The 20,182-nt window shown below is 57.3% G+C and carries 19 protein-coding genes and 1 tRNA gene; 10 read left to right on the top strand and 10 right to left on the bottom strand.

What is annotated here, in order from left to right:
* Positions 1–109: 109 nt before the first annotated feature.
* The 6 genes from GS620_RS03360 to GS620_RS03385 all read right to left on the bottom strand — a co-directional run bounded on the left by GS620_RS03360 (position 110) and on the right by GS620_RS03385 (position 5,661).
* Positions 110–183 (bottom strand) — tRNA-Gly (locus GS620_RS03360).
* A 70-nt stretch (positions 184–253) separates the two neighbouring features.
* Positions 254–1,081 carry a polyphosphate kinase 2 family protein gene (locus GS620_RS03365; protein ID WP_152458042.1) on the bottom strand — a complete coding sequence of 276 codons (828 nt, stop codon included), beginning with the start codon at positions 1,079–1,081 and terminating at the stop codon, positions 254–256.
* 126 nt (positions 1,082–1,207) lie between these two features.
* A complete protein-coding gene (locus GS620_RS03370; RefSeq protein ID WP_152458043.1) occupies positions 1,208–2,269 on the bottom strand; it encodes a methyltetrahydrofolate cobalamin methyltransferase in 1,062 nt (353 codons plus the stop codon).
* 9 nt (positions 2,270–2,278) lie between these two features.
* Positions 2,279–3,205, bottom strand: coding sequence for a methylenetetrahydrofolate reductase (locus GS620_RS03375; RefSeq protein ID WP_171614052.1), 927 nt, complete (start codon positions 3,203–3,205; stop codon positions 2,279–2,281).
* A gap of 25 nt (positions 3,206–3,230) precedes the next feature.
* Positions 3,231–3,527 carry a virulence factor gene (locus tag GS620_RS03380; protein WP_117868895.1) on the bottom strand — a complete coding sequence of 99 codons (297 nt, stop codon included), beginning with the start codon at positions 3,525–3,527 and terminating at the stop codon, positions 3,231–3,233.
* A gap of 247 nt (positions 3,528–3,774) precedes the next feature.
* Entirely contained in the window at positions 3,775–5,661 is a 1,887-nt protein-coding gene (locus tag GS620_RS03385) for a PhoX family phosphatase (protein ID WP_171614054.1), read from the bottom strand.
* A 180-nt stretch (positions 5,662–5,841) separates the two neighbouring features.
* Here GS620_RS03385 and GS620_RS03390 point away from each other — a divergent pair, with 180 nt between their 5' ends.
* Together GS620_RS03390 and GS620_RS03395 are read left to right on the top strand one after the other, a co-directional pair.
* Entirely contained in the window at positions 5,842–6,954 is a 1,113-nt protein-coding gene (locus tag GS620_RS03390; protein WP_171115826.1) for a Ppx/GppA phosphatase family protein, read from the top strand.
* Positions 6,954–7,676: an RlmE family RNA methyltransferase gene (locus GS620_RS03395; RefSeq protein WP_170344195.1), complete on the top strand. Its 723-nt coding sequence runs from the start codon at positions 6,954–6,956 to the stop codon at positions 7,674–7,676. The genes GS620_RS03390 and GS620_RS03395 overlap by 1 nt, the downstream gene beginning before the upstream one ends.
* On the opposite strand, the gene GS620_RS03400 is transcribed toward GS620_RS03395, so the two are convergent.
* The 3 genes from GS620_RS03400 to GS620_RS03410 form a co-directional block, all read right to left on the bottom strand.
* Positions 7,673–7,813: a hypothetical protein gene (locus GS620_RS03400; RefSeq protein WP_170344194.1), complete on the bottom strand. Its 141-nt coding sequence runs from the start codon at positions 7,811–7,813 to the stop codon at positions 7,673–7,675. The two genes, GS620_RS03395 and GS620_RS03400, sit on opposite strands and share 4 nt — an antisense overlap.
* Before the next feature lie 138 nt (positions 7,814–7,951).
* Complete coding sequence (locus GS620_RS03405) at positions 7,952–9,856, bottom strand: cytochrome c3 family protein (protein WP_171614056.1); 1,905 nt, start codon at positions 9,854–9,856, stop codon at positions 7,952–7,954.
* On the bottom strand, positions 9,853–10,719 hold the full coding sequence (locus tag GS620_RS03410) for a YihY/virulence factor BrkB family protein (protein ID WP_171614058.1): 867 nt from the start codon (positions 10,717–10,719) through the stop codon (positions 9,853–9,855). The genes GS620_RS03405 and GS620_RS03410 overlap by 4 nt, the downstream gene beginning before the upstream one ends.
* Positions 10,720–10,889: 170 nt before the next feature.
* On the opposite strand from GS620_RS03410, the gene GS620_RS03415 reads away from it, so the two are divergent.
* The 8 genes from GS620_RS03415 to GS620_RS03450 all read left to right on the top strand — a co-directional run bounded on the left by GS620_RS03415 (position 10,890) and on the right by GS620_RS03450 (position 19,328).
* A complete protein-coding gene (locus GS620_RS03415) occupies positions 10,890–11,975 on the top strand; it encodes an AI-2E family transporter (protein ID WP_171614060.1) in 1,086 nt (361 codons plus the stop codon).
* A 3-nt stretch (positions 11,976–11,978) separates the two neighbouring features.
* A complete protein-coding gene (locus GS620_RS03420; RefSeq protein ID WP_171614062.1) occupies positions 11,979–13,091 on the top strand; it encodes an acetoin utilization protein AcuC in 1,113 nt (370 codons plus the stop codon).
* A 116-nt stretch (positions 13,092–13,207) separates the two neighbouring features.
* The gene (locus tag GS620_RS03425) at positions 13,208–14,185 is read left to right on the top strand and encodes a MoxR family ATPase (RefSeq protein WP_171614064.1); all 978 of its coding nucleotides are present in this window, start codon (positions 13,208–13,210) and stop codon (positions 14,183–14,185) included.
* A 17-nt stretch (positions 14,186–14,202) separates the two neighbouring features.
* Positions 14,203–15,150: a DUF58 domain-containing protein gene (locus tag GS620_RS03430; RefSeq protein WP_171231597.1), complete on the top strand. Its 948-nt coding sequence runs from the start codon at positions 14,203–14,205 to the stop codon at positions 15,148–15,150.
* Complete coding sequence (locus GS620_RS03435; protein WP_171614066.1) at positions 15,147–15,614, top strand: DUF4381 domain-containing protein; 468 nt, start codon at positions 15,147–15,149, stop codon at positions 15,612–15,614. Before GS620_RS03430 ends, GS620_RS03435 begins: the two co-directional genes overlap by 4 nt.
* 5 nt (positions 15,615–15,619) lie before the next feature.
* A complete protein-coding gene (locus GS620_RS03440; protein WP_171614068.1) occupies positions 15,620–16,603 on the top strand; it encodes a VWA domain-containing protein in 984 nt (327 codons plus the stop codon).
* 2 nt (positions 16,604–16,605) lie between these two features.
* Positions 16,606–18,102, top strand: coding sequence for a VWA domain-containing protein (locus GS620_RS03445; RefSeq protein WP_171614070.1), 1,497 nt, complete (start codon positions 16,606–16,608; stop codon positions 18,100–18,102).
* On the top strand, positions 18,099–19,328 hold the full coding sequence (locus GS620_RS03450; RefSeq protein WP_171614072.1) for a BatD family protein: 1,230 nt from the start codon (positions 18,099–18,101) through the stop codon (positions 19,326–19,328). Before GS620_RS03445 ends, GS620_RS03450 begins: the two co-directional genes overlap by 4 nt.
* Before the next feature lie 3 nt (positions 19,329–19,331).
* Here GS620_RS03450 and GS620_RS03455 read toward each other — a convergent pair whose 3' ends face one another.
* Positions 19,332–20,012: a Crp/Fnr family transcriptional regulator gene (locus tag GS620_RS03455; RefSeq protein ID WP_171204803.1), complete on the bottom strand. Its 681-nt coding sequence runs from the start codon at positions 20,010–20,012 to the stop codon at positions 19,332–19,334.
* Positions 20,013–20,182 lie beyond the last annotated feature (170 nt).

Here is a 20,182-nt window from a genome sequence, read left to right on the forward strand (position 1 = left end):
CTTTGATCAAATCCGTGGAAACACGTGCCGATTAGATCCGCGAAGGTGGTGGCAAAGCCACGCAGCGTCACCTTTTTCGATGAAATAACAGCGCCTTGCAGTCCGGTTTTGGAGCGGGTAGCGGGAATCGAACCCGCGCGTTCAGCTTGGGAAGCTGACAGGCTACCATTACATCATACCCGCCTTGTCAGATGAAATAACACCAGAACATCCAGACGTTCAACCCGGATCGCAACCAACCTTTTTCGGGTTCTTATTCGGTTCGGGCTCGCAGGCTGTCGATCAGGGACTGGTCGACTGCCAAGGTCTTGCCTGCCGCTTCCAAGGTACGGCGATCCAGATGCTGGGGGTTCAGATCAACCCCTTCCGAAAACGCCTCGACAATGGCCTTCATGGCCGTGATCCTCGCATATTTCTTGTTGTTGGACGGGATCACGTGCCAAGGGGCAACTTCTGTAGACGTCCGTGCCAGCATTTCATCCACGGCCACCTCTGCGACATCCCATTTTTCGCGGTTTCTGAAATCTTCATAAGTCAGCTTCCAGCGTTTCATCGGGTTGGTCAGCCGCTCAGTAAATCGGCGCATCTGCTCTTCCTGCGAAATGTGGAAGAACAGTTTCACGATTCGAGTCCCGTCATCGACCAGCATTCGTTCGAAATCATTGATTTCCTGATACGCGGCCCGCCAGCGTGTTTCCGGAGTCAGCTTTTCGATCCGCTCAACCAAAACTCGGCCATACCAGCTGCGGTCGAAAGCGGAAATCGCACCCGAAGGCGGCAGGCGTTCCCAGAAACGCAACAGATAATGCCGGTTGAGATAGTAGTTCCGGGGTGCACCGATCGGCCAGACCTTGAAGCTGCGCGGGTCCAGGGCCTGACTGATCCGGCGAATGGTCCCCCCTTTTCCGGCAGCGTCCCACCCTTCGAAAACCAACACGCCCTTGAGCCCATGAAACAGATAGGCTTGCTGAATTCTGGCCAATCGTGTCTGCAATTCGATCAACTGATCGAAGTAGACCTTTTTGTTCAGTTTCCTGGTCAGATCCGCATCCGAGAGTTTTGGGGGGTGATGTTTACTCATGCTGCCACCTGATCAATGCATCCTGGATCAGGGTATTCTGAAACCTTCTGCAAATTCGACATTGATCAGGGTCAAATGCAAAAGGCCGGTCGCTGAGCCCGGCCTTTGCAGTCTGTGTCGTTCAGATCAGGCGCGGCGCCGACGGCCACCACCGCGACGTCCACCTACGGGTCCTGCGGCACCCGCTTCGTCCGGTGCTTTGTTGAACCGGATCCACTCACCGCCATGCGGGTCGTTGTTGGTCAGCAGGTTTGCCGCGCGGATGGCTTCCATTTCCTTGCCGGCGCGCGGCTTGGTCGATCCCAGACCGAACATCTGCACGAAGGTTTCATCGTCCATGCCTTCAGGCAGGATGATACCGGCTGCCGCCACGGCCTCTTTTTTCTCGGCGATCTTCTTCTGCGTCACGGGCAACGCCACCGGGTTCATGATGGCCGAGGTCATGCCCGCACCCATCGCCATCGGCAGGAACGCGTTGTTGATGCCGTGACGGTTCGGCAGACCGAACGAGATGTTGGACGCACCGCAGGTGGTGTTCACACCCAGTTCTTCGCGCAGACGACGGACCAGCGCGAACACTTGTTGACCGGCGGTCGCCATCGCACCGATGGGCATGACCAGCGGGTCAACCACGATGTCATGTGCAGGGATGCCGAAATCGGCAGCGCGCTCGACGATCTTCTTGGCGACGTCAAAGCGCACATCGGGGTCTTCCGAAATGCCAGTGTCATCGTTCGAGATAGCCACGACCGGTACGTTGTACTTTTTGACCAGCGGCAGAACCAGTTCCAGACGTTCTTCTTCGCCGGTGACCGAGTTCAGCAGTGGGCGGCCTTCTGCGGCCTCAAGGCCGGCTTCCAGCGCGCCCGGAACCGACGAGTCGATACACAGCGGCACGTCAACCAGACCCTGCACCAGCTCGACGATCTTTCGCATCAGCGGTGGTTCGGTCTCGTTCGGGTTGGGGTTCGAGTTGTAGACAACGCCCGCATTGATATCCAGAACGGTCGCGCCAGCCGCCACCTGAGCCAAGGCGTCCTTTTCAACGGTCGAAAAGTCGCCCGCTTCCAGCTCGGCGGCCAGTTTCTTACGGCCGGTCGGGTTGATCCGCTCACCGATCACGCAGAACGGTTCGTCAAAGCCCAGGACGGCTGTTTTTGTTTTTGATTCTACGACTGTTCGGGTCATGTCCGTTCCTTAGGAGTTTACAGGCTTTGCCGAAGCGCCGCCGTTATTGATCGCCCAGTTGGCGTTGGTCTTGATCCCGCCCAGCGGGAAGAAGTGCACGTTGGTGATGTTGAAATCCGGGTTGGCCGCCTTGTGGTTGGCCAGTTCGGTCACGACATCGGTCGGCTCGTAGGGCAGCAACAGCTTGGAGACATCCATGGCGCGCTTTTGCAGAACCTTCAGAGACGGCCCAACGCCACACGCGATAGCGAATTTGATCAGGGTTTGCAGCTTGGCCGGACCCGCGATTCCGATATGGATCGGCAGATCGATGCCCGCTTCCTTCAGGCTGTCGGCCCAGGCGATGATCGGCTTGGCGTCAAAGGCGAACTGTGTTGCCAGCGCCATTTCGGCATCCGTGGTCTCGTTGAACTTCTGCTTCCAGCGCAACGCGTCATCGACGTTCTTGGTCGAACCGTCGGGGTCGATGTCCTTGTTGCCTTCGGGGTGGCCCGCCACGTGCAGGCGCTTGAAGCCCGCCTTGTCAAACAGACCACTTTCCAGCAGCTGCATCGAGCTGTCGAACTCGCCATGCGGGTTGGCGACACCGCCCGCCAGCAACAACGCCTGTTCAACGCCTGCTTCGCCCTGATACATGGCGATCCAGTTTTCCAACGTCGCCGCATCCTTGATGATACGTGCCGGAAAATGCGGCATGACAGGGTAACCTTCCGCCGCAATTCGCTTGGCCGTCTTGACCATGTCTTCGATGGGCGTGCCCTCGATATGGGCGATGTAAACGCTTGTCCCCTCGGGCAGCAGCGCGCGGAAATCGTCGACCTTTTCGGCGGTACGCGGCATGACCTCGATCGAATAGCCTTGCAAAAAGGCTTCGACGGTCGGATTTACTGGGCCGCTTTCGACCGCATCACGTTTCTTGAAGTTCAGCAAAGCCATTTCGGCCTCCCATAAAGTCTGGGGCTCATGCCCAACCGTCATTTGCGATCAGCGCTTTGACGCGGTCCTGATCGTATTCCGTTTCCAGACGCACAGCCTCGGCTTCGGCAATCTCGGCAGGATCGCCTTCAACCGCGAAAGGTTCGGCTTTGCGCCATTCGGCCAGATAGGCATCACTGTCCTTGGCGTTCACCTTCATTGCGGCACGGTCGATTGCTTGTTCAAACCGTTCTTCCAACTGCCGCTTTGCGCCACGACGGCCTTTGCCGACGATGACCTGAGCGGGAATGTCGCGCCAATATACGATGGTGACGTCAGGCATTGCTGTGATTCCTCCTAACCCGATGGGCCGGTTCTAAACTTCAATGTAGGCCTGGGTCGGTCGATTTTCGACACACGACGCTTTCCAAACGACGTTTTGCGCCCACTGCTGTGTAGTGGCTTTTACCCAGTTTCCGGGAAAACGCGCATATCATAATTCTCATCGTCTCTATGAAAGCGCTGCATGAAAAAGAAAAACCCCGGACGGGAAAAACCGTCCGAGGCAAGAATTGATGGGGCAAATGGCCTTAGCCGACCAAACCGCCATCTTCGCGCGTAATGGCGATAATGGCCGAGCGTGGCACCGAGTCCCCGCCTTCAGGCCAATGGCTGTTGCCATCTTCGCCCGGGTGCTGAATGCCGACAAACATCGTACGACGGTCCGGCGACCAGCTGAGACCGGTGACCTCGCATTCGTTGGGGCCAACCAGAAAACGGCGGATTTCGCCGGTGACAGGGTCGCCTGCCAGCATCTGGTTGTTGCCCTGCCCGGCGAAGTCGCCTTCGTTGCCATAATTGCCATCGGTCTGGATCCACAGCAAGCCGTTGCTGTCGAACTTCAATCCATCGGGTGAGTTGAACATATTGTCGGCGTTCACGTTCTCGGATCCGGCATAGGCGTCTTGGTGGACAGTGGGATTGCCTGCCAGAACGTACAGATCCCAGCCAAAGCCAGCCGCAGCATGATCGCCGCCATCCGGGCGCCAGCGAACGATCTGACCGTAGTTGTTCTTGTCCCGCGGGTTCGGGCCGTTGGCCGAGGTATCGTCGCCCCCTGCATTCGGCTTCACGCCACGGTTCTTGTTGTTGGTCAAGCAACAGTAAACCTCGGGCGCGTTTGGATTAGCCGCAACCCACTCGGGACGATCCATGGTGGTTGCTCCAACTGCCGAACCAGCCTGACGGGTGTGGATGCTGATCTCGGCCTGCGAGGCCATGCCAGTGCTTTCCGGCGTCAGATCAAGCCACTCACCGGTTCCATCGTCGTTGAACTTGGCAACCGAAAGTGTGCCTTGTTCCAACAGTGCGTTTGTGTCCACACCAGCGGCATAAACACCTTCCGAGACAAAGCGGTAAAGAAACTCGCCGCGTTCATCATCGCCCATGTAAACGACGACGCGACCGTCATTGTTTACTATGACTTCGGCGTTTTCGTGCTTGAAGCGTCCCAGAGCGGTCAATTTTCGCGGAGTCGAGGTTGGGTCAGTCGGATCGATCTCAACCACAAAACCAGCACGGTTCGGTTCGTTTGGGTTTTTCGAGACGTCGAACCGGTCATCAATTTTGGCCCAATCGTAACCCCAGTCTTTTGACGATACGCCATAACGTTTCAGATCAGCATTGACCTCGTGATTTTCGTCTTCGGCCGAGAAGTAGCCATTGAAGTTTTCTTCACAAGCCAGGTAAGTGCCCCACGGCGTCACGCCATTTCCGCAATTGTTCCATGTTCCCTTGCACGTCGTTCCGGACGGATCGGCGGCCGTTTTCATCAAGTCATGACCGGCGGCCGGACCCGTAATGGACATTTCGGTCTGCGGTGTAACGCGGCGGTTATAGGGGCTGTCCTTCACAATGCCCCACTTGCCATCGGTGCTCGCGATTTCCACGATCGTGACACCATGCGCCATCATGCCCTTTGCGATGTCGTCATCGGATGCTGGCTTGGCGTCCGGATTGTTGCCCCACAGGATGTCACGATTGGTATATTCGTTGTTTACAACCAGCAGAACGTGACCGTCATGCAAGAAAATGTCCTGACCATCGGTATTGTCACCAAAGGCGCGTTCCTGGCTGGCAGCCGTACCACGGGTCGCGTGATCGAACTCTGGCGCGTCCGACCAAAGCGGATCGCCCCAGCGCACCATAACATCCGCCTTGTATCCAGCGGGAACAATGACCTCGTCCGCAGTCGACACGGGAATCGCCTCAAACGCGAAGCGGTTGGAAACCGCGTGAGCCCCTGAAGGAATCAGCGAACCACCAACAGCTGTGAAACTGCCCATCGCCAAAACGCCGCCCAGAAAACCGCGACGGGACAATGCGCGTTCGACAACGCGATCAAATTCACATTCTTCTGGGCGCGGATTTACGACTTCATCGAATTCGTCGAAGGAAAGGATGCGCTCATCTTTCATTGCGGTCTCCGTATCTGGCTGAGAGCTAATAGATAAACCCGAACGTGGGTTCGCCCATGGAGATCGCATCATTTTGTGAACGGCATGTGACATGCGCGTTAATTTCAAAATTGAAATCACTTGCACGTCGGCAATCCCCCGCCTAGGGTCGGGGTAACTCGAAAATCGGAGGGCGTAAAGATGGCGCCCAAGCGTCCCAAAGGTGCGGGCGCGTTCCCGAAAGCGGTCGAAAGCCCCGCGCCGGCAAGACCCGATCCGGATGCTCTTTACGCGGCACTGGATCTGGGGACAAATAGTTGCCGCATGTTGATAGCCCAGCCCAAGGGAAGTGGGTTCCATGTGGTCGACAGCTTCTCCAAATCCGTGCAGTTGGGCGCGGGTCTGGAACGCACCGGGCGACTGTCGCGGGCGTCGATGTCGCGTACCGTTCAGGCATTGCGAATCTGTCAGCAAAAGCTGAAACGCAACAAGGTCAAACGGATGCGTCTGATCGCGACCGAGGCGTGCCGCCGCGCCAAGAACTCGCGCGAATTCATCCGGCAGGTGAAGCGCGAAACCGGCCTTACGCTTGAGATTATTCAGCCCGAGGAAGAAGCCCGTCTGGCGGTGATTTCCTGTGCCCCGCTGGTTTCGACCAAGACCGAGCAGTTGCTGGTCGTCGATATCGGAGGCGGCTCGACCGAATTGGTCTGGATCGACATCTCGTCCGTTCCACGGCGCGACCGACCTGCGGCCATCATGCGGCTGCACCACGGGTTTCACACTGTCGACAGCCCTTTTCCAGCGGCCAAGGTCGTTGACTGGATCAGCGTGCCGCTGGGCGTCGCAACGCTGCGGGACCAATTCAATGATGTCGAGGATGACGCGGCCCGTTTTGCGTTGATGAGTTGGTTTTTCGAGGAAAACCTTGCCGACTTTGCCCCCTACAAGGACGAACAGGCGCGCGAAGGGTTTCAGATCGTCGGCACCAGCGGCACGGTCACCACTGTTGCGGCCTCGCACCTGGGCCTCAAGCGGTATGACCGGACCAAAGTGGACGGGCTGCGCATGACCAGCGATCAGATTGACAAAGTCATACGCGGGTATTTAGAACTCGGCCCTCATGGGCGGCGCCGGGACCCTCGCATCGGTGAAGACCGGCAAGCCCTGATCATGTCCGGTTCGGCCATATTGCAGGCTTTGCTTCGTTGCTGGCCCACTGACCGCCTTTCGGTGGCGGACCGGGGGCTGCGCGAAGGTCTGCTTTATGCACAGATGAGCGCGGACGGTGTATTGGAAGACGGACCGTTCTGATGGCGAAGACACCAAGTGGAAAAAACAATTCAGGCCGCGGACAGCGCGACCTGAAGGTCAAGGTCAAGACAGCGCGCGGGCGCAAGCTCAGCTCGACCCGCTGGCTCGAGCGGCAGTTGAACGATCCTTATGTAAAACGCGCTCAGGCCGATGGATATCGTGGGCGAGCGGCATATAAAATTCTGGAACTGGACGACAAATTCCGCTTTCTGGTGCCCGGCGCGCGCGTGGTGGATCTGGGTTGCGCGCCCGGTGGCTGGTGTCAGGTCGCCGTCAAGCGGGTGAACGCGCTGGGCGAGAAATCAGGCAAACGGATCGGATCGGTGCTGGGCATTGACCTGCAAGAGGTCGAACCGGTCGCCGGCGCCGAGATCCATGTTCTGGACTTCATGGAAGATGACGCCGACCAGAAGGTCAAAGACTGGCTGGACGGCAAGGCAGACGTCGTGATGTCGGATATGGCCGCGGCATCATCTGGTCACAAGCAGACCGATCACCTGCGAATCATGGCGCTGTGCGAAGCCGCAGCTTATTTCGCGTTTGACGTTCTGGAAGAAGGCGGAACCTTCGTCGCCAAAGTTCTCGCAGGCGGTGCTGAAGGCGATCTGCAAAAACTGCTGAAGCAGAAGTTTCAGAAAGTTGCCAACGTCAAACCGCCTGCGTCACGCTCGGACAGTTCGGAAAAATTCGTTGTGGCAACAGGGTTTCGCGGCGATTCTTAATCATCCAACCGAATGCGATTTCCGCTCAGGCGTTGTTCGCGCAACGACGTGGCCGCCATGCCCTGCAACATCAATGTGTCACCATGGGTCAGGTATTCAGGTTCGCGGCTGCGCAACTCTTCAATACGTTGCGCCAACGAAATAGATCGTACACCCGTTGGTCTCTGCTTTGACACTTCAATGGACATCCGTCACCTCTGAACAGCACACCTGAAATGTTGTTAGCGGGGAATTTTGCCGCGAACATGGAGCAAATCGGGCACGTATATGCCGGTTCAGGGGCTGAGTTGTTGCGACAATTGCAGCAGGTTCGGATCATCCGGCAGCCTGTCCAGCGCCTCTTGCATCACTATGCGCGCAGCTTCCGGGCCACGATTGATCTGCGCCAGTTGTACCAGCATCGGCCACGCCTCGGCCCGCTGCGGGTCCAGCGTCACAACTTCGCGAAAGGCCTGTTCAGCCGCAGGAGCGTTGCGAAGCGTCAACGCCATGCCCCCCAGAACAAGGTGGGTTTCCGGGGCATCCAGCCTATTCGAAATCGACTGCTGCCATTCTGACATGCCCTTCCCGGTCAAAGCCCGTTGCCGAGGTGTCAAAGACTGCGGAGGAATGCTCAGGAACTCTTTGGCGGCAGCGATGCGCACGTTTCGCAGAGGGTCAGACAACAAGGGCTCAAGTCTTTGCACCTGATCTGCCGGGCTGGCCTGACGTTGCAGCGCCGCTGCATTTGCTCGTATCAGCGGGTCAACGTCCTGCAAAAGCGGCGCTGTGTCAGCGGCGATCTGTGGCGACCCAAACGGTTGCAACAGATACGCGGCGGTCGCTCTGACGATCCCGGGCTGCGACGCATCCATTGCGACCGCAAGCAAACCTTCGGGCGTGTCGAGCTGCCCTTCGGCCGCAGCTTTGAAAACCGTCCCGTAATGCGGGCGTCGATTTGGCGATTCCGGAAACCAGCCTTCAATCTGGCTTGCGGCCCAGGCCTGATCCTGGTCTTGATGGCAGTCCGTGCAGGCATCAACGCCCAACCCAAGATCCGGTCGCGGTATGCGAAAGCTGTGATCGCGTCGACCATCGACACCCATGTAGGTCCGCTGGATCATATGGCAGCTTTTGCACTGGGCCCCTTCCCCGCCTTCCGGGTGATTGTGATGCGCAGGCGTGTCATAGTTCTTTGCGGCAAGGGTGGCGAATTCCGGATTTCCGGCAGGCGAATGGCATTGTGTGCAAACCCCGTTTCCTTCGGCTTTCAACTCTGCACTGTGCGGCTCGTGGCAGCTTATGCATCCGACGCCCTGCGCGTACATCTTGGATTGCAGGAACGATCCATAGACGTAAACCTCATCCAGTATCTGCCCGTCGGGATGATAGGTCCCGGGGCGCAGCACGGCCAGATTATACGCATCATGGTACGGAGTTCCCGGAACCGGGTTTCCGTTGCCATGCGCCTCGCGCCGGGAATGACATCCGGCGCATTGCTGTATTTCTTCTTCGGTCCGCCCCTTGCCCCAATTCAACAGAAAGCCGGCATTGCCAAGGCCATCTGAAGACCCCTGTTCCCGGACCCAATCGATATGAGCGGACCCCGGCCCGTGGCAGGCCTCGCACCCGACCCCGATTTCGACCTGCTGAGACGTGTAGGATCTGGTTTGAGGGTTGTAGTTCTTCTCAAAACCCGTGGCATGACATTCGGCGCAGCGCGCGTTCCAGTTCTTGTAAGGACCGGTCCAATGCAACCCGTCATCAGGCGGCAGATCCTGATCAGGGTACAGGTGATACCAGCGTTTTTGCTCTGTGTCCCAAACCACATCGAAACTTTGCAAACGGCCCGGTTCGGTCTCGAAAAGGTATTGCTGCAAGGGCTCGATTCCAACGACGGAATGCACGTCATATTCCGTCGTCGCACCGTCTTTTTCCGTTACGCGGGCCGAGTACCTGCTGCCTGCCTCACGTTTGAACTGGACGGACATACCGTCATGATCGAACCGGGTTCCGTCAAAATCGGCCGCAAGAGCGCCGTCAGTGGTATCTGTCCACGCCAGCGCATGATGTGACCCAGCCCAGGCTTCGGCTTCTTGCTGATGACAGTCGGTACACTGATCTGAGCCCACATATTCTGGGGTCTGCGCCTGAGCTTCGCCTGCGATTGCAAGGCAGGCCAGTATCAGGGCAAATCTCATGCCGTATCTCCTTCTGAGGCATTTTGCAGATCAATCATTGCACCATTGTATTCGGCCCCCAGAATCAGGATCGCGGAATAGAGATACAGGAAAATCAATGCCGCCATGGCCCCCGCCAATCCTGCATAGGTGGCGCTGTAGGTGGCGAACTGACTGATATAAATTGAAAACGCCCATCCACCGGCCGCCCACAAGGCCAAAGTCAGCAGGACACCGGGCAGAATTTGCATCAGGCTGTGCCTGCGGGTCGGCAGCACGAGATGTGCCAGAAGAACGGTGCCCGCAGGAACCGCCACCGTGAACGTCCAGCGCAGGCGATCCACGGAAAACCAGTTGGCCACGGCAACTTCCGTGTGTTCGGCCACCAGTTTCGTATAGACCGGCAAAACCACCTCGACCGCGGCGATGATCAGAATGGCCGACCCACCCAGAATGACCAGCACCAGGCATAGCAGCCGGGTTTTCCAGAACGGCCAACTGTCTTCGTCATGGTAGGCCTGGTTCATGGCTGCACGTACGGCGGCAACGCCGTTTGAGGCAAAATAGATCGCCAGCAAACCACCCAAGGTGATGACACCCGAACCGGATCCGGCCAGAACGGCCCGCAGTTCGGCCACGATCGGATCTGCGACGTCCTTGGGCCACGCTCCGAAAATCAGGTCAATTAACTCATCGGTGACATAGCCTTGCGACAACGCCCCTGCCAGCGCCACGGTGAACAGCACAAAGGGAAACAGCGCCATCATCAGCGACATGGCCACGTGGCTGCTCATGACGAAACCGTTCTTTCTGCTGAACCGGCTGATCGACAGCCAAAGTGCCTGAACAGGTCGGCCAAACAGGGGATTCGCGGCAGTGGACATGCTGCAACCCTAACCTGCCGAAATAGAACACAGAACCCGTCGTGAAAATCTATTTGTAGAATGAGGGCCAACAAACGCCTGAACGCATTGCATAAACAAGACCTCGCGTGCAGGATTGGGTCACGCAGGATGGGAAATGGGCACTGCTTGTGCCGGACACAGGATACCGAATGACCCCGGATCAAAAAGACATTACGGTTAGTCCCAGGCTTCGACTGTCTGTTGTCCGGGATACATGCATCATCGCGACGCTGATCGTGCTGGGCCTCTATGCCGGGGCAAACTTCCTGATCCCGCTTGCCATGGCGCTGCTGGTCAATGTTCTGATCATCGCACTGAGCGATCGCGTCGTAGCCCTGACCCGCGCTCCGGTCTGGCTGGCCAATATTGCCGGTGTGACTGTCGTTCTGGCGGGTTTGTTCATGATCATGTACGTGCTGGGCAGTCAGGCGACGCAGTTTGCACGCTCCATCAGCACCTATGAAAACCAGTTTGATGGTGCAGTCGAGCGTGTAACGGGGCTGGTCGGCAACGACGTGACCACCTTCATTCGTGACAATCTGGTCAGTATCGACATGTCCTATGTCGCACGCGTATTGCTGGGCAGCGCCACCTCATTGTTGAACCAGTTCTTCCTGATCAGCCTTTATGTCGCCTTTCTGATGGCCGAACGACTGGCCTTTCGGAAAAAGATCCAACTGGCCGCCGGAGATCCTGTCGCCGCAGCAGAGTTTTCCACCATGCTCGACGCGATTTCGGTCAGCTTGCAGCGCTATGTCGGCGTCAAAACCCTGATCAGCCTGATAACGGCAACCATCAGTTATACGGTTTTCCGCGCGCTTGGTCTGGAATACGCGGAAACCTGGGCCGTATTGACCTTTGCCCTGAACTTCATCCCCTCGATCGGTTCGATCATAGCGGTGTTTTTTCCGGCCATGATCGCGCTTGTTCAATTCGAAACGATCCTTCCCTTCCTGGTGATCGTGCTGGGATGTGGAACGATCCAATTCCTGATCGGCAATTTCCTGGATCCGGCCATGCTTGGCCGATCCCTGAACATGTCGACCTTTCTTGTCATTCTGGCCCTGACCTTCTGGACAACGGTCTGGGGGCTGATCGGTGCGTTTCTGAGCGTACCTCTGACCGTATGCATCCTGATCGTGTTCAGCCACATCCCGGCCCTTCGGCCGGTCGCCATACTGATGTCATTGGATGGCAGGTTGGGCGAGGATAACAGTCAGGCCGCAGCAAGCTAGGTCATGAAGCGCCCCCTGTTCATCGGATCGGATATCTACCGCAACTCGACCTACGGTTCAAAACACCCGCTGGCCATTCCACGGGTTTCAACCGTCATCGATCTGTGTCGCGAACTAGGTTGGTTGACGCCCGAAAACTACCGCGTCAGCCCCTGCGCAAAGCCAAGTGTATTGGAAAGGTTTCATACGCCGGACTATATCGCCGCCCTGCAAAAGGCAGAAGCGGACCAGCATGTCACGGACGAAACACGGGATAAATACGGTTTGGGGACGCTGTCGAACCCAGTCTTCGCCGAGATGTACCGCCGGCCGGCAACCGCCGCCGGTGGTTCCATGCTGGCCGCCGAACTGATCCGGGATGGAGGGATCGTTTTCAACCCTGCGGGCGGTACCCACCATGGCCTTGCGGACCGGGCGAACGGGTTTTGTTATCTGAACGATCCGGTTCTGGCGATACAGACCCTTTTGAGCGCTGGCCTGGATCGCGTGGTCTATGTCGACATCGACGCCCATCATTGCGACGGGGTTGAACTTGCGTTTCACGGGTCGGACAAAGTTCGGATGATTTCGGTCCATGAAACGCGGCGATGGCCGTTCACGGGCCAACTTGAGGAAGACGCCGGTGGCGCGGCCTTCAACCTGCCTGTTCCAAGGAATCTGAACGACGACGAATTCGCCGCCATTCTGGATCAATTGATCCTGCCAGCGTCCGAGGCGTTCAAACCGCAAGCCATTGTCCTGCAATGCGGGGCCGACGCCGTGGCCGAAGACCCGCTTTCGCGTTTGACCCTGTCCAACAACGCGCATTGGCGAACAGTCGCGGCGCTGAAGCCTCTTTCGCCTCGTTTTCTGGTTCTGGGTGGCGGCGGATACAATCCCTGGTCCGTAGGGCGCTTGTGGAGCGGCGTCTGGGCCACCCTGAATGATTTCGAAATTCCTGACACACTTGACGTCGGTGCACAGAAAATCCTGCGGGATCTGACCTGGAGCAGGGCCGCGGGACAGGCGCCTCACCCTCACTGGCTGGACAGTTTGCGCGACGCGCCAAACACTGGGCCCATACGACAGGAACTGAGGAAAGATTTGCGCCACCTCACCGCCAGGCATTCACGGTAGATCGGTCCGCCAAAGCCTGTTAGCATTCCGATATTTCGGGATATTCCTGACCGGCTTACCCCCTGTTCCGTTATCAATTCGTTTCTTCCAGCTTGGCACCGATTGGACCACCACCCATGAATGCACTTAATCAGATACTTGATCTCAAAACCCGCATGGGCCAGTCCATCATCGGGCAAACCGAGGTCATCGACCGACTGCTGATCGGGATGCTGGCCAACGGAAACCTTCTGATCGAAGGTCTGCCCGGATTGGCCAAAACACGTGCGGTCAAGGCGATGGCGCGCAATCTGGATGCAGCCTTCAGCAGGATCCAGTTCACACCTGACCTGCTGCCTTCAGACGTGACGGGAACCGAGGTGTTTCAACAAACTGACGAAGGCGGCACCTTTCGGTTCGAACCCGGGCCGATCTTTGCCAATATCGTCCTCGCTGACGAAATCAACAGGGCACCGGCCAAGGTGCAGGCCGCTTTGCTGGAGGCGATGGAAGAACGCCAGGTTACGGTTTCCGGGACCACCCACAAGATGGAACCGCTGTTCATCGTGATGGCAACCCAGAACCCTATTGAACAAGAAGGCACCTATCCCCTGCCCGAAGCGCAGATGGACCGGTTCCTGATGCATGTTCAGATCACCTATCCGCCGGTCGAGGACGAGGTTGAAGTGATCCGGCTGGTGCGGGGCGAAGAGATCGCCGCCGGGAAAGGCGCGTCAAGCGAGCCACCACCGACAATCCCGCAGGACGCCGTTTTTGCAGCGCGTTCGGAAATCGGGCAGATCCATGTTTCGGACGCAATGGATCGCTATATGGCCGATCTGGTTCAGGCGACCCGGACGCCTGCGGCGCTCAGCGAAGAACTGGCCAGCTGGATCGAAATCGGTGCCAGCCCGCGTGCCTCATTGGCATTGGACAAATGCGGTCGGGCGCATGCGTGGATGAACCAGCGTGACTATGTGGACCCTGCGGATATTCGAGCCATTGCACATGACGTGTTCCGTCACCGCATCACGCTGAGCTTCGAGGCGCAGGGGAACGCCAAAACGGCAGATGACGTGATCGCGGAAATCCTGCGTCTCGTCGCGCTGCCCTGACTGTTAGGGTTGGCCGGGTGCAGCGATCCTCAGCATATCCCGATGATCCCCGCATTCACGTCGATGCGGATCACCTGTTGCGTCTGGAACTGCATTCCCGTGCCCTGAGCTTTTTACCACGTCAGCCTGCCCGCTCGATCCTGAATGGCAGACACGCATCGCGCCTGCGCGGACGCGGCCTGAATTTCGAGGAATTGCGCAACTACCAACCGGGCGACGACATCCGAACAATTGACTGGAAAGTCACGGCACGAACCGGTGAGCCCCATGTTAGGGTCTATACCGAGGAACGAGACCGCCCTGCCCTGTTGCTGGTCGATCAGCGCGTTTCGATGTTTTTCGGAACCGAAGTCTACATGAAATCGGTCATCGCAGCCGAAGCTGCCGCAATCACCGCGCATCGCGTTCTTGGTCAGGGCGATCGTGTCGGTGGTCTGGTATTCAACGACACAAGCGTTGCTGAACACAGGCCGCAGCGCCGCGCGGCGGCGCTCATGCGGTTTCTGTCTTCCATCGGGGCTGCCAATTCGGCCTTGCATGCTGCCTTGAACCCGCAACCAACCGTGACTTTGAATGACATGTTGTCGGAAGCCGCGCGTATGCTCCAAACCAACGGGCTGGTTTGCCTGTTTTCCGACTGCGACGGGCTTGACGAAAGATCGGAATCCCTGCTGCGCCGTATTGCGGTTTCAAACGATATGATCGTGTTCAATATTGCTGACAAGACAGCAAAGGGGCTGGCGCCTGATCTGAAACTCACGGTCTCGGACGGGCGCGACCAGATCGAAATCGACAGCGCCGACCCCGAATTGTCCGGCAAAATTCGCAAATCCATGGAAGACAGGTTGGACCACCTGCACACATGGTCCCGTCGATACGGTTTTCCGGTTGTTCCATTGACGACCGCGGAACCTGCCCTGGATCAGTTACTGTATCTGTTCGGACATCGCAGGGGGCAGAAATGAGCATCGACACGACAGGGAAATCTCTGGTTGATCTGCTGAATATGCTCGAGCCGGCACCGGAACCCACGCCTGTTTCGATGTTTCCGCAGACATGGGGGTGGTTGGCGCTGGCCATCATACTGCTTGGCCTTGCCGTACTGGTCAGTGTTCTTTTCGTCCGGCGAAGTCGGGCGAACGCGTATCGCCGCCATGCGCTGGCCGAGCTGGCAGACCCGGATATCACGTCGGCAAAAGTTGCCGAAATCCTTCGCCGCACCGCGTTGGTCGCGTATCCGCGCAGGCAGGTTGCAGGGATTCACGGGGATGACTGGTTGAACTTCCTTTCGCAAACATCTGATAAAAAGTCTTTTTTATCAGAGGTCGGGCAAACACTGATCGACGCGCCGTACAAAGACCTGCCGCCAAACCGTGCCTTGACCCAGCTTGCTCGGCATTGGGTCAAGTCCCATAAACGGTATCGGTGAACGTGATGTTTTCCTTCTCAGCCCCCTGGGTATTTCTGCTTTTGCCGCTGCCGCTGCTGGTGTACGCCATTGCTCCGCCCCGGCGGGAAACAACCGTGTCCATTCGCATTCCGTTTTTTCGCCGCGTGGCGCAGGCGGCGGGCGTCGAGCCGCAATCCGGGTCAATGATCCGAACCCGGGCCCGGCTGCAAACAGTCAGCGCCGGCTTGATCTGGATACTTCTGGTTCTGGCGCTGGCGCGTCCGGAACGTCTGGGCGACCCCGTGGTGATGGAAAAATCTGCACGCGATGTGGTTTTGGCGCTGGATATCTCTGGCTCGATGGATCAGCGCGACTTCCAGACCGGATCCGGTGCCCCGATGCAACGGTTGGAGGCGGTCAAAGAGGTTCTCAAGCAGTTCATCTCTGAAAGAGATGGTGACAGGATGGCGCTGATCATCTTTGGAACACGCGCGTTCATTCAAGCGCCCTTCACGGAAGATCTGAACAGTTTGAATGGGTTCCTGGACCAAACTCAAGTTGGCATGGCGGGTCCGAACACGGCTTTGGGCGATGCGATCGGGCTTGGCATTCGAACTTTTGAATCCAGCGAGGTTGACCAGCGCCTGATGATCGTTCTCAGCGATGGCGCTGATACGTCCAGTCGCATGGCACCCGTCAATGCCTCGGCCATTGCTGCGGAAAAGAACGTGGTTGTCTATACGATTGGTGTCGGAGACCCGAATGCCACGGGCGAAGACCGTGTCGATCTTCAGGCACTGAAGGACATAGCCGATCGCACGGGCGGAGAATATTTCTTTGCCGACGATGCAACGGCCCTTGAACAGACCTATGCACGCATTGATTCACTGAACCCCAGAATGGTGGAAACGCAAAGCTATCGCCCCAAGCAAAGCCTTGCCCATATTCCGTTACTCATCGCGTTGATCGTCATTTTGGTCAGCATGACCTGGTTCCATTTTTCACAGCGACACCAGGGGGCCGTCTGACAATGGATCTGGCTGATTTCCATTTTATCCGAGGCTATTACCTGCTGCTTCTCATTCCCATCCTTGTGTTGTGGTGGCGGATCAGACCCAGACCGATGGCAGACACCAAACTGCCATCAGGGATCGCCCCGCACCTTGCAGAGGCCTTGCTGCTGGGCAAGGAAGAAAACAGGCGCATCCAGCCCATTGATGTTGCGCTGATCATTGCGGCGCTTGTCACATTGGCGGCCTCGGGTCCGACATGGTCGCGCGCGCCCAACCCGTTGATCGCAGACACGGCCCCGTTGGTGATCGCTCTCAAAGTCACCGACAGTATGGAAAGCTCGGATCTTGCGCCATCGCGGCTGGATCGGGCACGGTTCAAGATTTCCGACCTGATCACCGAACGTGCCGGCGCACGAACCGCTTTGATCGCCTATGCAGGAACGCCGCACCGAGTTGCGCCTTTGACCGAAGACGCGAACATACTTCGTCCGTTGCTTGAGGGGTTGACGCCTGCGGTGATGCCGAAGGATGGCGATGCGGCAGCCGATGCGCTTGCGTTGGCTCAGTCCATTCTGGACGACAGCGACAGCCCGGGGGCGATTCTGTTTGTATTGGACGACCTTGATCCATCTCAGGTAATGGGGCTAAGCTCCTCTTCTTCTGATATTTTCTTTCTCACCATGCTGCCGGATGGTGGTCGTATCGCGCAGCTGGACAACATCCCAAACGCCTCAGTGGTCGCGTTTTCGGACGACGATCAGGACATCAATCAACTGATGCGCCGCATTCAATCGGCCTATACTGCCGCCCTGGATGACGATGATCGTCTGGACTGGCAGGACAAGGGCTGGATCCTGGCCTGGCCTGCTGCGGTGTTGTCTCTGCTGTGGTTCCGCAAGGGCTGGGTAATTCGTTGGGCGGTTCTGGTTTTGATTGCGTTGCCTTCATCCGGCGCGCGGGCAGAAGGATGGCGAGACTGGTTTTTCACCCCCAACCAACAAGGCCAGATCGCGTTGAACCAAAAACGATTTGGCGACGCGGCCGAGATGTTCGAAGACCCATATCACAAGGGATATGCCTATCTCAGGGATGGTCAATATGAAAAGGCGTCGTCCGTGTTTTCCACACTGGACACACCGGAAGCTGCGTTTGCCGAAGGTATGGCCCGCATAAAAAACCGCGAGTATCGCCCAGCCATATCGGCGTTCGAGACCGCCTTGGAACGTCGCCCCGACTGGCCCGAAGCCCAGCATAATCTCGACCTGTCCAAGGCCATCCTGGACTATGTCGAAACGACGCGTGAACAGTCTGACACAGGGGAGGAGGCTGGCATCGGTGCCGATGATACGGTGTTTGACAACGATGCAGCACGTGGCAGTGACACCACGGTTCAAGCCCCCAAGGACGGGCCACAGTCACTGTCCGCCGACCAGTGGATCAGCATGATCGACACCGACATGCAGGATTTTCTGAGAAACCGTTTCCTTTTGGAAATTCAGGAGCAAACAGAATGAGATACCTTGCCATCTTCATCCTGTTGTTGCCGTTATCCGTGTCCGCACAGGAAAACTCAGGCTATCAACCTCGGGTGTCAGTGGACGTCCCGAACGAGGCCGTCATCGTCGGCCAACCCGCCATCGTCCGCATCAAGGTTCTGGTACCGACCTTCATGCCGCAGCCGCCCGTATTCCCACCATTGGAGCAACAAAATGTCCTTGTTCGCCTGCCTGAGAGGGCTTCTGGTCCGATAAGCGAAACGGTAGACGGAGAAACGTGGTCCGGAGTACAGCGCAGTTATCGCCTGTATCCGCTGACATCAGGGCCGGTTGCGTATGATGCGCAAGAGGTTGTCGTGACATTTGCCGACCCGCAGTCCAATGACCCGGTTCAGGTTTCGGTGGCGCTTCCTTCCATACAGCTGAACGCTGAGATCCCCGAGGGCGCTCAAGGTCTTGACCCGCTGATCATCGCAAGTGGTTTCTCTCTTGATCAGAAGCTGGACGGTCCGACCGATATGCAGGCCGGCGATTCCATCACGCGCGAGATAAGCGCGCAGATCTCTGGCACCACGGCCCTGACAATCCCGGCGCTGACGCCGCAGGATCAAAGCCAACTGCTTCGCGCCTATCCCAAGGAGCCCCGCTTTTCGGAAACAGAAGACCGGGGCATCTTGTCCGGGCAGCGGGTCGAAGAAACCGTGTACATCGCCCAAGATGGTGGCGAAACACAGTTGTCGGCCGTTTCCATCGACTGGTTCAATCTGGACACCGGTCAGATCGAAACGGCATCACTTCCCTCGACCAAGCTGACACTGGCACCACCCAGGCGACAGCCGCCTGACGCGCAAACCATCATCAAATCAGTTCTTTACCTTGTCATTGTTGTATTCGCATTGTGGACATTGGGAAGGTTTCTGCGCCCGCGCTACTCAACCTGGAAAACGGAACGGCGCCGCAGATATCTGGCATCCGAGAAATATGCCATCGATGCCTTGCGATCCGCTTTAATATCACGGGATTTGCCTGCGGTTTATCAGGCATTGGATCTTTGGAAATCGCGAAGCGCGCATCCAGAGCGTTCTTTGGATCTTGAGAAGAGCCTTATGAATATCGGTGCGGCGCGGTATTCAGCGACGGCTTGCAACAGCCCGGAAGACTGGGAAGCGGCCGTGCAACACCTAGGCGCACTGAAAAGCGCAACAGAACGAAAGAGCGGGTCTTTGCCCCCGCTCAACCCTTAGACTTCAACTTTGACAGTTGCTGATCAGCTTGCGCCGGTCGATCAACCGCAGCCGGCCATACCCCAATTCCACAAGGCCCAGATCCGCCAGATGATGCAGATGTCGATGCAAGGTCGGCTGAGATACCGCAACCATTTCAGCAAGTTCTTCCTGAGACACAACAATCCATCCGTCCGAACTCAAGGCGCCTTCGTCAAGATGCAGCAGACGCAGCACAAGGCGCTTTTCAGACCCCGTAACCGCAAGATTGGCCATGATGCGCAGAGCAGTCTTCATGTTTTCATGCGTCAACGCATAGAAATCACGGATGTATTCCGGGTTCTTCTGAACCAGGCGTTCTACCCGCGAGCCGGGAAAATACAAGGTGCGGGTCTTTTGCGTTGCCACGACGCTGACCAGGCGTTTGGCTTCGGCAAACAGCGCAAGATCCCCGATCCAGAATCCTGATCCATCCTGATGCAAAACGAATTCCTGTCCATCATCGGCAGGCGCCGTGATCTGAAGCGCGCCTGCGAGCACCGCATGAATACCGTTGGCGCGGTCACCGTGGTGGTACAGTGTTTCTCCGGAATCGAAGGTTCTTTGAATTGCGCACGTCATAAGATCGCTCTGAAACTTTGAATCGCGCGTGCCAAACCAGTCGGTCTTGGCCAGAATCCGCATATCGTCATCAGAATCAAACATTTGTATCTTTCAAAGTGATCATATGATAAGTTTTCGATACGTTTCATCGCGTAAAATAGCTGTGTTCACTGCCCGAACAAGAAATTGTTTTTATTCGGGCAATCAAGAACTTGCTTGCAGCTTCAAGTTATAGGCTAGCGGCTTCAATTAAATTTCAATTTTCCGGGTCA

This window comes from Ruegeria sp. HKCCD6428 (assembly GCF_013110595.1).
Classification (GTDB): domain Bacteria; phylum Pseudomonadota; class Alphaproteobacteria; order Rhodobacterales; family Rhodobacteraceae; genus Ruegeria.

Bases quoted from the DNA above. Each gene is read 5' to 3' on its own strand.
- GS620_RS03365 (WP_152458042.1), bottom strand. From the start codon at position 1,081: ATGAGTAAACATCACCCCCCAAAACTCTCGGATGCGGATCTGACCAGG.
- GS620_RS03370 (WP_152458043.1), bottom strand. From the start codon at position 2,269: ATGACCCGAACAGTCGTAGAATCAAAAACAAAAACAGCCGTCCTGGGC.
- GS620_RS03375 (WP_171614052.1), bottom strand. From the start codon at position 3,205: ATGGCTTTGCTGAACTTCAAGAAACGTGATGCGGTCGAAAGCGGCCCA.
- GS620_RS03380 (WP_117868895.1), bottom strand. From the start codon at position 3,527: ATGCCTGACGTCACCATCGTATATTGGCGCGACATTCCCGCTCAGGTC.
- GS620_RS03385 (WP_171614054.1), bottom strand. From the start codon at position 5,661: ATGAAAGATGAGCGCATCCTTTCCTTCGACGAATTCGATGAAGTCGTA.
- GS620_RS03390 (WP_171115826.1), top strand. From the start codon at position 5,842: ATGGCGCCCAAGCGTCCCAAAGGTGCGGGCGCGTTCCCGAAAGCGGTC.
- GS620_RS03395 (WP_170344195.1), top strand. From the start codon at position 6,954: ATGGCGAAGACACCAAGTGGAAAAAACAATTCAGGCCGCGGACAGCGC.
- GS620_RS03405 (WP_171614056.1), bottom strand. From the start codon at position 9,856: ATGAGATTTGCCCTGATACTGGCCTGCCTTGCAATCGCAGGCGAAGCT.
- GS620_RS03410 (WP_171614058.1), bottom strand. From the start codon at position 10,719: ATGTCCACTGCCGCGAATCCCCTGTTTGGCCGACCTGTTCAGGCACTT.
- GS620_RS03415 (WP_171614060.1), top strand. From the start codon at position 10,890: ATGACCCCGGATCAAAAAGACATTACGGTTAGTCCCAGGCTTCGACTG.
- GS620_RS03420 (WP_171614062.1), top strand. From the start codon at position 11,979: ATGAAGCGCCCCCTGTTCATCGGATCGGATATCTACCGCAACTCGACC.
- GS620_RS03425 (WP_171614064.1), top strand. From the start codon at position 13,208: ATGAATGCACTTAATCAGATACTTGATCTCAAAACCCGCATGGGCCAG.
- GS620_RS03435 (WP_171614066.1), top strand. From the start codon at position 15,147: ATGAGCATCGACACGACAGGGAAATCTCTGGTTGATCTGCTGAATATG.
- GS620_RS03440 (WP_171614068.1), top strand. From the start codon at position 15,620: ATGTTTTCCTTCTCAGCCCCCTGGGTATTTCTGCTTTTGCCGCTGCCG.
- GS620_RS03445 (WP_171614070.1), top strand. From the start codon at position 16,606: ATGGATCTGGCTGATTTCCATTTTATCCGAGGCTATTACCTGCTGCTT.
- GS620_RS03450 (WP_171614072.1), top strand. From the start codon at position 18,099: ATGAGATACCTTGCCATCTTCATCCTGTTGTTGCCGTTATCCGTGTCC.
- GS620_RS03455 (WP_171204803.1), bottom strand. From the start codon at position 20,012: ATGTTTGATTCTGATGACGATATGCGGATTCTGGCCAAGACCGACTGG.